This is a genomic window from Intestinicryptomonas porci, from assembly GCF_033971905.1.
Lineage (GTDB): Bacteria > Verrucomicrobiota > Verrucomicrobiia > Opitutales > Intestinicryptomonadaceae > Intestinicryptomonas > Intestinicryptomonas porci.
This window is the reverse complement of record NZ_JALBUT010000007.1, coordinates 15,021-28,993: the sequence shown is the minus strand read 5'-3', so window position 1 is coordinate 28,993 and position 13,973 is coordinate 15,021. Positions and strand designations below refer to the sequence as shown.

The following is a 13,973-nucleotide window of genomic DNA, read 5'->3' as shown; positions in this document are numbered from 1 at the left end:
ACACCTTCAAAAAAAATTTTATGCAAGTATGGTTTTAGCGAAGAGGCTTTACGTTTTCCAAGCTTGCCCAACCGATTTTTTTATCAGGCGTTTGAAGCCGCAAATAATTCCCGCGCCTTTCTTTTATTATCCCGCGCCTTCCTTCCGGAAAAGGCGCAATGGCAGGGGCGTTTTTTGCGGGGGAAAGCTTTAAAACTCCGTCTTGCGAAACTGAAATTGCGGTGTTTCGCATATCGCTCCAATATATCGTGCCTGCGATTGAAATAATGAACGCAAGCGAAGAAAGCAAGAGGGATATTTTTGCAAAATTGCCTTTTTTTCTAAAAATGACGCAAGTTGATGAGATTATTATTCCAATCCAAAACGAGGATATTGCAAGCATCGCCCATTCAAAGTTTGACAGCTCCCCGAAAAAAACATCCGCAAAACTGCGCTTTTTTTCGGGAGTTCCCGAAACTTTCGACAGGGCTGAAATGTTTGCGACAGTTTCAGGGGAGCGGGGCTTTAAGTATCTGGCGCGTTCGTAATTTAGCATCGCAAGTCCGTTTTGCGACATTTTGGCGTACGAGTTTGCTGCATTATGGTATGCGGCGGCTCCAAAGCCTTTTTGCGCGGATTCCTCAAAATAGGCGGCGGCGGATTTATAGTCGGACTGCCTGTATGCGCGCGTTCCAAGCTCGAAAAGTTCTTGCGGGGTTTGCGCAAGAAGAAATAGCGGCAGAACCGCCAAAATTAAAGACGCGCCTATTTTTGCGAAAGCGTTTGGCATAGTTTTTCAAGCTCCGAATAGAGATTGCCTGTTTCGTTTGCTTCGGGAGTGTATCCGCCGAATGCGATTGCGTCTGCGCCGTCGAAAATTTTTGCGGCGAACTTTTGGTCGTTTTCCGAAAAGCCGAGGCTGTTCATTATTGAGATGGCGTCGGTTCGAGTTATTGCGCCCGCGTCAAACCCGCTTGCAACCGAAAGCGAATTTTGAAGGGCGCGAGCTCCGAATTCAAAAAATTCTTTCGGATTGTTTTTTTGCGCCGCAGATTTTGCGCTTGCCAAATCTTTTTTAAGTTCGGATTTTGCAAGAGACTTGCGGGCAAACACGGGGTCGTCGGCAAGCTTGTTTTGTTTCATTTTGGCAAGAATTATCCATGCAATCGCAAGCAGGGCGGCACATTGGGCAAGCCAGAAATATGGAGATGCCAAAATTCCGCTTGAAGACTGCAATGCGGACGGGGTCTCTTCTATAATCGGCATAGGGTCTTTTTCATCTTGCGTTTGCGCCTTGCGCTTGGCGTAGCTCTTTGACGGCGCAACGCTTACGGATACGGGGGCGATTTTAAGCTCTTCGTATTTTTGCGACTTGGGATTGAAGTAGCTGAAAACGGCGGAAGGCGTTTCTTTCAAATCGGGCGCGGTTGGAACAAGGGTGTATGAGAATTTCTTGACGCCCTTAAATCCGTATCCGCCGCTTTCGTCCTTAAAGGAAGTTTTGGGCTTGTATTCTTTCCAGCTCTGAGATGGTGAAAGTTTAGGGGCGGAAATCCTGTCGAAATTGCCTGTGCCCGAAATTGAAATATCCATAACGCACGGCTCGCCTACACTCAAAGAAGATTCGTCCAATTTTGCGCTTTCCGCCTCAAATTCGCCGATGGCTCCCGAAAATCCGCTTGGCATATTTTCTTTCGGAAGCTCCAAAACGTCCACCGCCTGCTCCTTTGAAGTCAGCGTAAAGTTTTGGTTTGAGCTGAAAAATCCGCCGAACGCGGAAGAAAAAATTCCGTTTGCCTCAAATTGGATTTTAAAGTTGCCCGTTTTTACGGGAGTTACCACGGTCGAAAAAACGAACTCCACGGGAAAGTTCGGGTCCTTTGTTTCAACAGCCTTGCCTTCCGTTAAAAATCCTTGGCAGACAAAGGCATCGCTGTTTTTTATTGACGGGGTGAGCTGCCTTAATTTTATGTCGGAATTTAAAATTTTGCCGCTGAACTTGAAAGAGACTTGGCATGGAACTGCTTGCCCGACATAAATTTTTTCAGCCGCGAATTTTATTTCTGCGGAAGTTTCTTTTTGAAGGTCGAATGTTTCTTGCGGCGCGGACTTTCTCATTCTCTGGCGCGTTATGCCGGGAAATTGCGAAAAGCCGAAGTTCGACATCATTTCTTCCATCTCTTCAAACGGGTCATAGGCGGATGATGTCGAAATGTTTTGGGGGGCGTTCGGGCTTGCCTTTAACGATGCCGCGGGAATTTTGTACGTCTTGCCGCCTGCTGAAATTTCCCATGCTTTGACTTCAAATTCCCCGTCCTGTGTGGGGATATAGTTGAACGTCAAAATTTTTTCGCGGACGGGCGTTTGCATGTTTGTGATGCTCATCCTTGTCTGAACTCCCGAGCCGACATACTGCAATTCAGGCGGGGTCGGTATGTTTTCAGCGGTTATGTCTGCTTCGACGTCTTTTAAGACAACCGAATATTGCGCGACTTGCCCCTTGCGCACAATAGGCGGATTAAAACCGTTTGAGCTGATGGATTGCGCCATTAGGCAAACGGTAAAAAAAATCATTAAAATTGAGGAGATTGCTTTTTTCATTTTACCAATCCTTGTATTTCTTTTCTTCAAATCTGTTGCGCTGTGTTCCGTATCCCGAGAATGGGAGCTTCTTTTCGTCGTCTTTCAAGGAGTCGAGGACTTGCGCGGCTTCGCGGCGCGTCATCACTCCCGCCTGCGAACGGTAATCGAGGGGCGTTCCGTCCTTATCCTCTTCCGCTTGCGCGGATTTCTTTGCGTCTTTGCCTTGCTTTTCTTCCGAGGGCGAGGGTGTTTCGTCTTTTTTATCGGCGGAATTTTCTTCTTTTTGAATATCGGAATTTACCGCCTGCTCGTTTTGCTTGTTTTCGGAGTTTTGATTTTTGGAATTTTGACCGTTTTCTTTTTGGTTTTCTTGGGCGTTGTTTGATTTATTGTTTTCCTTTGAATCTTGATTTTTTTGGCTTTTATCTTTTTCGCTTTGGTCGGCGTTTTGATTTTTGCTCTGATTTTCCCCGTTTTGTTGTTGATTGTCTTGGCTGTTTTGTTGGTTTTCCTGCGAATTATTTTTGTCTTGGTTCTGATTGTTTTCTTGCTTTTGGTTATTCTGCTTGTCGTTTTGATTGTTATTTTGATTGTCTTTGTTTTGCTGGTTATTTTGGCTGTCTTGATTTTGGTCGTTTTGTTGGTTGTCCTTGTTGTCGTCGCGCAGGAGTTTTTTCAGCTCTTCGATATTTTTTTCGAGGGCTTTTTTTTGCAAATCAAAGTTTTCTGACGAGTCTTTCAACGCTGAATTTGTTTCGGCGATTTTCTTTGCGGCGTTTTTCGCGGCGGAAAGATTTTTCGACGCGCTTTGCATTTCGGGGTCGAGCTCAACCGCATTCTCAAAATTCTTTTGGGACAAAAGAGTTTCTGCTTGTGCTTTTTTCAAGGCTTCGCGGGTTTTAGTTAAGGTTTTTTCAGTTTCTTCTATGGACTTTTTTGACTGTTCGCATTGTGAAATCGCGCCTTTTATTTCGTTTTGCAAATTTTGCTCTTTTAACGCCTCTTCGCCCGAATTTTTGAGGGTGTCCAATCCCTTTTTCAGGGTTTTGCCTGAAAAGTCAAGGGCTGATGCCGTTTGAGTTTCGGTCTGTTTTGCGCCTTCAACGGCCTTTTGGGCATCGGCTTTTTCAAAGGATTTTTTTGCGTCTTCGTATTCGACGCATCCCAAATTGTAGTAGCTCTTGGCGTGGATTTGCATGTCGTTTTGAGAATATGCTATCGCCTTGTAAAAATTCTCTTTTGCATGCTCTGAATTTTTGTTTTCAAAAGCATCTATGCCGGCGTTGAAAAAATCCCTCCAAGTCTTAGGCTCTTCGGTTTTTTGCGCGGCGGCATTATCCTTTTCTTGCGCGCTTTCTTTTTGATTTTCTTGGGCTTTCAAATCCGAAGTTGAGGCGAATGAGGCGCACAGCAATATTGCGGCAATCACTCCGAGATTAGCGCGCCTGCCTTTAAATGTTTTACGCGATCCCAAAATGAAATCCAACACCAGCAGAATTATGGACAGTGCGAGAGGAATTTGAAATCTTTCTATTGCTATTTTCTTCATCTTTGCGGAAAGTTCCGACTTCGGGGCTTTTTTAATGCCCGCTTCGTAGATTGCGTCCATGCCGCCGTCAGAGAGGTTTGCGTAGATGCCGCCCGTCGCTTTTGCCACTTGTTTTAAAAGGTCTTCATTTAGCTTGCTTGAAACCAAATTGCCGTCTGTGTCCCTTACGAACTCCAATTTTCCGTATTCGTTGCGGACGGGGATAGGCTCTCCGTTTTGAAGACCCACGCCGAGCGTGTAAATTTTTATTCCCTTTTCATTGGAGGCTTTTTCAGCCCTTTTTACGCCCGACTGTTCAAGCTCTTCGCCGTCGCTTATAAGGACGAGAATTTTTTGGTTTTTCGAGTCCGAAAATGCGGAATCGGCTTCGTCGATTGCGCTTGCGATGTTTGTGCCGCCGCGCTGGATTATGTTTGTGTCGAGAGAATCAAGCGACATTCTGAATGCGCCGTAGTCGAGGGTTATGGGGCATTGCAGGAATGCCTGTCCGCTGAACGCGACAAGGCCGATTCTGTCTCCGCCAAGCCTTTCAACCACATCGTTTATGGCAAGCTTTGCGCGTTCGAGACGGTTTGGCTTTATGTCTTCTGCAAGCATACTTTTTGATGTGTCCACCGCGAAAATTATATCGACGCCCATTTGATGCTCTTCCGTCCACTTGTAACCCCATTGCGGGCGGGCGAGGGCGAACATCATGAGGGAAATGGCAGAGGCAAATAATATGGATTTTGCGAAAATCTTTACGCCGCTTACATTTTGGCTTAAAGCGGGCAGGATTTCCTTTGAGGCAAATTGCGCCAAAATATTTCTCTTTTTGTTTTTGAAATACGCCGCCGCCGCAATCGCCGCGAAGAATGAGGCGACTGCCAAAAGGGCGATAAATGGATATTGAATCGTCATGGCAAAGTCCTAAATCTGGTGTTCGCAAGCAGGCGTTCCAGCATAAGCAGGGCGAGCGCAAAAATCAGCGGATAGGCAAACAGTTCGTTGTATTCCGTGAAATTGTGGATTTTAACTTTTGTTTTTTCAAGGGAGTCAATTTGGTTATAAATGGACTGCAAATTTTTGTAGTCGGTGGCGCGGTAGAATTTGCCGCCCGTGATTTCGGCGATTTTTTTGAGAGAGGCTTCGTCAATCTGGCTTATGCCGTGCCCCGCAATTTGGGGATTGCCGAATTTGTTGCGGATAATCCTGCCGTTTTCGTCTGCCGCGGCGTAGGGTATTCTGCCGCTTTTGCCCGCGGCGATGATGTATATTTTTGTGTCGAAACTCGCGGCGGCTTCGGCGGCGGCTATGGGGGATATTTTGCCCGCATTGTTGTCGCCGTCGGTAAGGAGAATTATCACTCGGCTTTTGGCGTCTTTTAAGTCTCTTAGCCTGTTTACGCTCGTTGCTATTGCCGAACCTATTGCGGTGCTTGAACCGTCTATCATCCCGATTTCAACCCTTGATATATTTTGCAAAAGCCAGTCGTGGTTCAGGGTGAGGGGGGAAACGACAAAGGTGTTTGAGGCGAAAATTGTCATTCCTATCCTGTCGCTCGGGCGTTTTTTTATGAACTGTTCAATTACATTTTTTACAGCGTCAAGGCGGGTTTGAAGCTCCGCGCGGTTTTCCGACAAGTCTAGAGCCGCCATTGAGCCTGAAACGTCAACCGCCAAAACAATGTCAATGCCGCTTTCTTCCCTTTCCGTATAGCCCTTGCCAAGCCTCGGGCGGGCGAGCGCGACAATCAAAAGGGCGAGCGCGAGCAGCCTTAAAAACATTAGAATTGCGCCCGCCTTGCTGCGCTTGAATTTTGCGACGTTATTGGCTATGGCGATGCTTGAAAACAAAATGGAGCCACTCTTGCCTGTTCTTCCTTTCAGAATTGCAAGTAGCGGGAGGGCTGCCAAGAGCCATAAAAATTCAGGATTTGAGAAATCGAAATTCATTTTTTTGCGGCGTTTATTTTTGCGTCTTGGCTTTCCACGAAATCAATGGCGAGATTCGACATTTTTGACCTTCCTTCGCTTCCGAATTCCGCACCCGCGAATTTTGCAAGGTCTGCAAGCGTGAGAAGCTCCGCTATTTGCTTTTTTGCGCCTTCATCGAGATTTTCGGAGTTTGACGCAATTTTTAAAAATTCTTCTGTTGTGCGTTCGGGGGCGGGCATTTTGTAAACTTCGCTTATGTATTCCCTTACCGCCGCGCTTACGTAGAACGCGAAAAGGGAATCTGTTGCGGACATCGCCGCCGCTTTTATTTGAAGCATTGCCTTTTCAAGCGGAGTTTCGGCAGGCTTGTTTTTTTTACGGGTGAGAAATCCCAAAATGAACGCCAAAAGCATTGCCGCGGCAACGAACCAAGCCCAGTATTCCTGCCAGAATGTCGGCTCGATTTTGCCCGTCAAGGAGTCTATTTCTTCAAAAACGCCGTTCATCTGCGCTTCCTTTCCTCAAAAAATTTGCGAAGTTTGACAATATAGGGTTTTCCCGCCTCTATTCTGACGGAGTCTATGCCTATTCTTGCAAGGGCGTTTTTAAAGTCTTTCATTCTTTTTAAATTTTCCGCCTTATATGCGTCCGTAAGTTCTTTTGAGAACGTGTCAAGCTCGACAATCTCACCCGTTTCACTGTCTTCCAGTACTATCGTTCCGAGATTTGGAAGCTCTGTTTCACGTTCATCGAACACGTTTACGCATATTAAGTCGTGGCGGCGGTTGGTCAAGTCGAGGGCTTTTAAGACGGAATCCTCGGCGCGCAAATCCGGGTTTGGCAAAACTCCGTCGGGCCCCTGCAAAAAGTCGCTTAAAAGCACGACAATCGCGCGGCGTTTCAAAAGCCTGTTTATACCGTCTAAGGCATTTGAAATGTTTGTTTTTGAATGTTTCGGCTTGAAAAACAAAATTTCCCTTATGAGGCGCAGAATGTGCCGCCTGCCTTTGCGGGGAGGTATGATAAGCTCTATTTCGTTTGTAAAGAGGGCAAGCCCCACCTTGTCGCCGTTTTTTGCGGCGGAGAAGGCGAGCACGCTTGCAAGCTCTGCTTCAAGCTCCCTTTTGGTTTGCGAATTTGAGCCGAAAGCCCCGCTTGCGGACAGGTCAACTGCGAGCATCATTGTAAGCTCGCGCTCTTCGCGGTATTTCTTAACATGGGCTTTCCCCGTCCGCGCAGTAACGTTCCAGTCAATGCTTCGTATTTCGTCGCCCGGCTGGTATTCGCGCGCTTCTTCAAAGTCCATTCCCTGTCCCTTGAAGACGCTGTGGTACGCTCCCGCAATCGCGTCGCTTACCTGCTTTCGGGTGGCGATTTCTATGCGCCTTACCTTGCGCAGCATTTCTTTGACGGAGTCGCTCATTTTCGCAAAAAATTTAAGGGCATTTTTTTAATCAGGGAACCGCGACTTTGTCCAAAATTTCCTTTATCATTGCTTCTGTTGTGACGCCTTCGGCTTCCGCTTCGTAAGAGGGGATTAGTCGGTGGCGCAGCACGTCAGGGGCGATGTCTTTTATGTCCTGTGGCGTAACATAGCCTCTGCCTTGCAGGAACGCGTGGGCTTTTGACGCCAAAGAGAGGGCGATTGTCGCTCTCGGAGACGCTCCGAAGCGTATGAAATTATCCAAATCGAGCTTGTACGACGACGGCTTTCTGGTTGCGAAAACCAAATTTACGATGTAGTCTTTTATTTTGTCGTCCACATAGATTTCATCGACGACTTTTCTTGACTGCATTATTTTTTCGGGAGTCACAACCGTGTTGATTTCGGTTTTGACGTCTGTTTTTGCCATCATGTCCAATATGAGCCTTTCCTCTTCTTTCGAGGGATAGCCTACGTTCAGCTTGAACATGAAGCGGTCAACTTGCGCTTCGGGGAGCTGGTATGTTCCCTCCTGGTCGATTGGGTTTTGGGTTGCCAAAACCAAAAACGGCGAGGGCAGGGGATAGGTTGTGCCTCCGATTGACACCTGCCTTTCCTGCATGGCTTCAAGCAGCGCGCTTTGCACCTTTGCGGGCGCGCGGTTGATTTCGTCAGCCAGCACAAAGTTTGCGAAAACAGGGCCTTTTTGGGTTACAAATTCGCCTTTTGACTGGTTGAAAATCAAAGTTCCCACTATGTCGGCAGGCAGGAGGTCGGGCGTGAACTGAATTCGGTTAAACTGCGCCTCGGCGGCGGATGCAAGTGTTTTTATTGCGAGTGTTTTTGCAAGCCCCGGAACGCCTTCAAGCAGAATGTGCCCGTTTGCGAGGACGCCTTCAATCATTCTGTCCACAAGGTATTTTTGCCCGACGACGTTTTTTGAAATTTCTCCCCTAAGCAGGATTGTCCAATCCGAGGATTGCCTTACTTTATCGTTTATTTCTGATAGGTTTGCGCTCATGTTCTTATTGTTAAATTCGTAAAAATGAAATTAAAATTAAAGATTATAGACAAACGCCCCGCTTTTTTGTTCCGCAAAATTTCAGGCTTCCGCAATCAAGGCGAGGGTTTTGGCTATCACTTCTTCTTTCGACATGTTTGAAGTGTCTATCAAAACGGAGCCTTCGGGTCGGACGAGCGGGGCTGTTTTGCGGTTTTTGTCGAGGGCGTCGCGCTTTGAAATGGAGTCGGATATACCCTCGTTTGCGCGGCGTTTGCGGCGGGTTTCTTCGTCTGCGTCCAAAAATATTTTAATTTCCGCGTTCGGGAAAATTACGCTGCCTATGTCCCTTCCTTCCATTACAAGCCCCGCAAAGTTTTTTTCTTTCGCGACGCCTTCCATTGAACGCTGGTAGCCCTTCAAAAATTCCCTTACCTGTGGCATTGCGGCAAACAAAGATACGTTTTGGTTTACTTTGTCGGTGCGTATCAAAGAATCTTCTATTTCTTTTCCACCGACGGACATCCTTGCAGAATTTCCGAAAATTAAAGTCGATATTTCAACGCCTTTCAATGCTTGCGAAACTGCGTCTTCGCCAAGCGACGGCGCAATGCCTTTATCAAGCAAAATGTATGCGATTGTGCGGTAGTGCGAGCCTGTGTCAACGTGCATATAGTTTAAGGTTTTTGCGCATTCTTTCGATACACTCGACTTGCCGACTGCGGCTCCGCCGTCGATTGCGACTGTTTTAAATTTCATGCTGTCCTTTCTTGACTGTTCGAGGATTTTGAAAAAGTCGGGCCATGTTTTTGACGAACATTGCGGGTCGCGTATTTCAATCCACGCCTTTCCGCCGCCAAAAATATCGGCGCATCCCGCAACGCCGTGCGACATGGCAATTCTATGGTCTTTGTAGGTTTCGATTTTTACGGGGCTTGAAATTTTTTGGGCAAGCTCTGATTTTTCGTATGGGAAAATTGTTATCGAATCTTCGTCAAACTCGACTTTTTTCGCGAATTTTGAAATTTCCCTTGCCATCGCTTCCACCCTGTCGCTCTCTTGCTTTCGGGTGTGTGCAATGCCCGTTATTTTAGTTGTGCGCCCGAATAGCGGAGCTATTGCGGCAAACGTCAAAAAAGTGTCTGAAATATCGTTAAAGTCAAATTCGCACGCTTCGGCGGAAGGTTCCGACTTTAATGCGAGCAAGTCGTTTCCCACGCGGCGGCATTTTACAAGACCAGCTTTTTGCATAACTTGCGCAAACCCGACATCGCCCTGCAATCCTTCGCGGGGAAAGTTTTTTACAAGCACCGCGCCCGAAGTTGCCGCCGCGAGCGCAATGGGATAGCTTGCCGCTGTAGCGTCGGTTTCAACCGTGTAAGATGAAATTTTGCAAGTTTTGGAATTTTTTACGATGTATTTTCCGTTTGAAGGGCATTCGACTTCAAATCCGAACTGGCGCATCATTTTAACCGTCATTTCAACGAAAGGTTTTGAAACCGTCCCGCCTTTTAAAGTTATGGAAGTTTCGGAACTTGCAAGGGTTTGCGACATCAGTATTGCCGATAGAATTTGGCTCGACTGGGTTGCGTCAAGCGATATTTCCCCTCCCGAAAACCCCTTTGTTTTGACTGAAAACGGGAATGAAAAACTTTCTTTTTTGAATGTAAATTCAGCTCCGAGATGTTCGAGAGCTTCAATCAAGCCGCGCATGGGCCTTTTGTACATTTCTTCGTCGGAGTCGAATTCAAACTCTCCGTCTTTTATTGCGCATACGAATGCGGTTAAAAACCGCGCCGCCGTGCCTGCGTTGCCGACAAAGAGCTTCGCGCTTTTTTTGGGGGAACCTGAAACTGATATGAAATTTTCGCCTTCCTCTATTTCAAAGCCCAAATTTTTAAGGCATTGCGCCATAATTTGGGAGTCGCGCGAAACGAGGGGGTTAAAAATTTTTATTTTTTGCCCCGCCATTGCGGCAAGCAAAAGTGCGCGGTTTGTTATGCTTTTTGACCCGGGAGCCTGTATTGCGGCGCAGGCGGGTTTTGTGAAAGGTTCTATTTTATAGTCCATGGTTTTATTTGTCCAATTCGGAACGCGTTTTTTTTGCGTTTTTTAAAAATTCTTCGATAAACTTTTCGTCTCCGATTTTCACTGCGCGGGAGAGTGTTTCCAACATTCCTATGATTTCGTCCAATCCGTTTGAAATATTCGCGGCGTTTTCCTTCAATATGCTTTTCCACATTTGAACATCGCTTTTTGCTATCCTTGTAGTGTCTCTAAATCCGTTGCCCGCGAAAGTTTTGTATGAAGAGAAGTCTTTTGAGGCGAAGTTTGCAAGCGTGCTTGCCACGCATTGCGGAATATGGCTTATTTCCGCGGCAATTCTGTCGTGCTCTTTTGGGGATACAAAATGCACATCCATTCCGATTTCCCGCCACATTGCCGCGATTTTTTCTGTCGCGTCTTTGTTGGAAGTCGGGCAGACAAAGCAGGCGGCGTTTTTAAACAGGTCTTTATCTGCAAAATCAGCCCCTGATTTTTCGGAGCCTGCCATCGGGTGAGACGGCACGAAATTGCCGTTTTTGAAAATTTCAAGGCAGATGTCGGATATGTTGAGTTTTGTCGAGCCGACATCGGTTATGAGTGCGCTTTTCTTGGCGTATTTTGCCGCTTCTTTTGCAATAATCGGAATTGACGACGCGGTAGAGCAGATTGCTATCAAATCGGCATTTTGCACCGCTTCTTCCAAAGTGTCGCACACGCGGTCTGCCCAAGGTTTGCCTTTGCAGTTGTCGCGCGTTGATTGGGAGCGCGACCAAATGTAGGTTTCCTTGCAAAGTCCCCTTGATTTCAACGCCCATGCGAGCGAACTGCCGAGCAGTCCCGCGCCCAAAACCGCAATTTTGTCAAATAAAATCATGGTTTAGAATATTGCAATATCCCCGCGTCTTTTCAACACTCTTTTGCGCAAACGGATTTATTTTTGAGGCTTGCGGTTTTCATTTATTTTTGTTTTATATATTATTTTTCTTTATGAAGATATTTTTGTCGATAACAGGAAGGTTTTTCGCGCTCATGCCGCGCTCTTTTTCAAGCGGCATTTGCAAGGCGATAGGCTTTCTCATAATTTATGTGCCCAATTCCCGCGCAAGGGTTGCCTTTTCCAACATAAAGCACTGCTTCCCGAACTTGCCAAAAAGCGAAATTCGAGAAATCGCATACGAATCCGCCAAGCGAATGGTGGAAATGGGGCTGTTTGTTTTGGCAAGCCCGTACATCGGCGAAAAAGAGCTGAAAAAACGCATACGCATTTCGGAATTTTTGAATTCGGAAATTGCAAATCTTCAAGAAAATCCTCGCCCTTTGGTTTTGATGATTCCGCATTTTTGCATGATGGAATCCATTACGATGCTTCCGATGCTTTCTCCTTTGAAAATGCCGCAGACGGGAGTATTTTACCGCCCCTTTGACAACGACGGAATAGAGTCGTGGGTGAAGGAGACGAGAGAGCGTTACGGCGTCCATTTGCTGTCCAGAAAGGACGGGCTTTTCGCGGCGAACGACTTTTTGAAAAACAAGGGTTGCGTGGGCGTTTTGTTCGACCAAGATGCGGGAGCGGCGGGAGTTCTTTCGCCGTTTTTCGGAAGGCTTGCATCGACTTCGGAAATTGCGGAAATTCTTGCGCACAGGTGGCGGAGCGGAGTCGCCGTGGTTTGGGCGAAGCGCACGGGCTTTTGGAGTGCGGAAATCGACGGGGAATTTATAGAAGGCTCGGAGTCTGAAGAAATTTTGTTCAATTTGAACTTATGGCTTGAAAACAAAATAAAAAGCGACGAAACCGCAAGGCGCGACTGGCTTTGGCTCCACAAGAGGTGGAAGACTCAGACTCATCCCAAGTACCGCTTCCAAATAAGGCATCGCAGGGTTGTTTTTGAGGAGTATTTAAAGCATTTTAATTTAAAAGAGCTTCCGAGACGTTCAAATTTTATCTTCAAAATGCCATCTGAATTGACAGAGGCGGTTTCGGTTTTGCCGATATTTTCCACTTTGCGCAAGGCGCGTCCCGACGCGGCGTTTACTCTCTTGTTTAACGAGGACATTGCGGAATGCTTTGAAGGATTGAGCGTTGCAGAGAGGGTTCTATCGCTTCCGTTTGACATGGCTAAGCGAAAAGATGTTTTAATGTCTTTAAGCGAAGAATATCCGGAACTTTTGGCGGTATTTGACGCTTCGGGCAAGTATGAGTTTGACGCAAAGTTAATACGGGCGGCGCAATCTTACGGCTTTTTTAAAAAGGGCGGAAAGAAGCCGAAGTTTGTCAAGTTTTGCGCCGAGCTTTCTGAAGACGATTTTTCAAGACCGATTTTGGAAAGGGTTGAAATAATGCTAAAAAAATACGGCTTGAAAGAGCCGTTGGATTTTTCCGAAATAACATTTAAAAACCGCAATGGCGGCGCGGTTTTCGATGCAAAAAAGCTTTTAAAATCGGCGTCAAAAGAAGAAATTGTGTCTTTACTTAAAAATTCCTCAAAAATAGCGTTCTAAAAAAAATTCAAAAAACAAATTGAGAATTTTTTAAAAATCGGCTTTTATGTTTTTTGTATGGAAATTGTAGATTTTAACGGGGAAAAACTTTATAAATGGACAGTCGGGGCTTCGACTTTCATCGCCTCTCCGACGCGCGGCGCGCGCCTTATGAACTGGTTTTTGACGCTTGCGGACGGCTCTTTGAGGGACGTTATATATTGGCCCGACAACGCCGACATGAAAGGCGGCTTTGCCTCTGTTCGCGGCGGAAATCCGATTTTGTTTCCGTTTTGCGGCAGGAGCCATTTAAACGGAGAGCTTGGCAAGTGGAAAACTCCCGACGGAAGAATTTTAAATATGCCCCAGCACGGGTACGCGAGGCAGGGGGAGTTTGAAATCGTCGATATAACCGATTTTGCGTTTGTGGCAAAATTCAAGCCCGATGCGCAATGTCGCGAAAACTATCCCTATGATTACGACTTTGTTGTAAGCTATCGTTTCAACGAATTTTCGATAGGTTGCGACCTGCGCCTTGCGAACAATTCAGATGTTGAAATTCCGTGGTGCGCGGGGCATCATTTTTATTTTAAAATGCCGTGGCACGACGGGGCTTCGCGGAAAGACTACCGCATAATTTGCGACGCCAAAAAAGCCTTTAAACTTGACGAAGCGGGCAAACTCTCTCCCGTGGAAGCGGCGTTTCCCGCCGATTTTTCGGACGGCAGGCTCTGGAACAGGATTAACTGCAAGCTCAAAACAAACATTGTGAAATTCGGGCCTAAAAGCGGGGAAGAGGACATTTCAATCCGAATTGGCGAAAGTTCGAAGCCTGACGCCTGTGCGAGCGTCGTGACGTGGACTGAAAGCGATGAAAGCCCGTTTTATTGCGTTGAGCCGTGGATGGGGCTACCTAATTGCGCAGAACATAAGAGCGGGCTTTCGCTTGTGAAGCCGCATTCCTCCCAGACATTTTCAGTGGATATTTCCGTTTTTTAA

The 13,973-nt window shown here is 46.6% G+C and carries 11 protein-coding genes; 2 read left to right on the top strand and 9 right to left on the bottom strand.

The window, feature by feature from the left end:
* Positions 1 to 34 precede the first annotated feature (34 nt).
* From MOX91_RS06595 to MOX91_RS06555, 9 genes are all read right to left on the bottom strand, one after another.
* The gene (locus MOX91_RS06595) at positions 35 to 769 is read right to left on the bottom strand and encodes a tetratricopeptide repeat protein (RefSeq protein WP_370397291.1); all 735 of its coding nucleotides are present in this window, start codon (positions 767 to 769) and stop codon (positions 35 to 37) included.
* Positions 745 to 2,580, bottom strand: coding sequence for a BatD family protein (locus MOX91_RS06590; protein ID WP_370397290.1), 1,836 nt, complete (start codon positions 2,578 to 2,580; stop codon positions 745 to 747). The genes MOX91_RS06595 and MOX91_RS06590 overlap by 25 nt, the downstream gene beginning before the upstream one ends.
* Position 2,581: 1 nt before the next feature.
* The gene (locus tag MOX91_RS06585; protein ID WP_370397289.1) at positions 2,582 to 5,011 is read right to left on the bottom strand and encodes a vWA domain-containing protein; all 2,430 of its coding nucleotides are present in this window, start codon (positions 5,009 to 5,011) and stop codon (positions 2,582 to 2,584) included.
* Positions 5,008 to 6,045, bottom strand: a complete 1,038-nt coding sequence (locus tag MOX91_RS06580; protein WP_370397288.1) for a VWA domain-containing protein — start codon at positions 6,043 to 6,045, stop codon at positions 5,008 to 5,010. The genes MOX91_RS06585 and MOX91_RS06580 overlap by 4 nt, the downstream gene beginning before the upstream one ends.
* Positions 6,042 to 6,533, bottom strand: coding sequence for a hypothetical protein (locus MOX91_RS06575; protein ID WP_370397287.1), 492 nt, complete (start codon positions 6,531 to 6,533; stop codon positions 6,042 to 6,044). Before MOX91_RS06575 ends, MOX91_RS06580 begins: the two co-directional genes overlap by 4 nt.
* Positions 6,530 to 7,450: a DUF58 domain-containing protein gene (locus MOX91_RS06570; protein ID WP_370397286.1), complete on the bottom strand. Its 921-nt coding sequence runs from the start codon at positions 7,448 to 7,450 to the stop codon at positions 6,530 to 6,532. Before MOX91_RS06570 ends, MOX91_RS06575 begins: the two co-directional genes overlap by 4 nt.
* Positions 7,451 to 7,481: 31 nt before the next feature.
* Entirely contained in the window at positions 7,482 to 8,471 is a 990-nt protein-coding gene (locus MOX91_RS06565) for an AAA family ATPase (RefSeq protein ID WP_370397285.1), read from the bottom strand.
* A gap of 81 nt (positions 8,472 to 8,552) precedes the next feature.
* Positions 8,553 to 10,520, bottom strand: a complete 1,968-nt coding sequence (gene aroA / locus MOX91_RS06560) for a 3-phosphoshikimate 1-carboxyvinyltransferase (RefSeq protein ID WP_370397284.1) — start codon at positions 10,518 to 10,520, stop codon at positions 8,553 to 8,555.
* 4 nt (positions 10,521 to 10,524) lie between these two features.
* Entirely contained in the window at positions 10,525 to 11,370 is an 846-nt protein-coding gene (locus MOX91_RS06555) for a prephenate dehydrogenase (RefSeq protein ID WP_370397283.1), read from the bottom strand.
* A 113-nt stretch (positions 11,371 to 11,483) separates the two neighbouring features.
* Between MOX91_RS06555 and MOX91_RS06550 the strand changes: the two genes are divergently transcribed.
* Positions 11,484 to 12,995 carry a lysophospholipid acyltransferase family protein gene (locus MOX91_RS06550; protein WP_370397282.1) on the top strand — a complete coding sequence of 504 codons (1,512 nt, stop codon included), beginning with the start codon at positions 11,484 to 11,486 and terminating at the stop codon, positions 12,993 to 12,995.
* 57 nt (positions 12,996 to 13,052) lie between these two features.
* Positions 13,053 to 13,973, top strand: coding sequence for an aldose epimerase family protein (locus MOX91_RS06545; protein WP_370397281.1), 921 nt, complete (start codon positions 13,053 to 13,055; stop codon positions 13,971 to 13,973).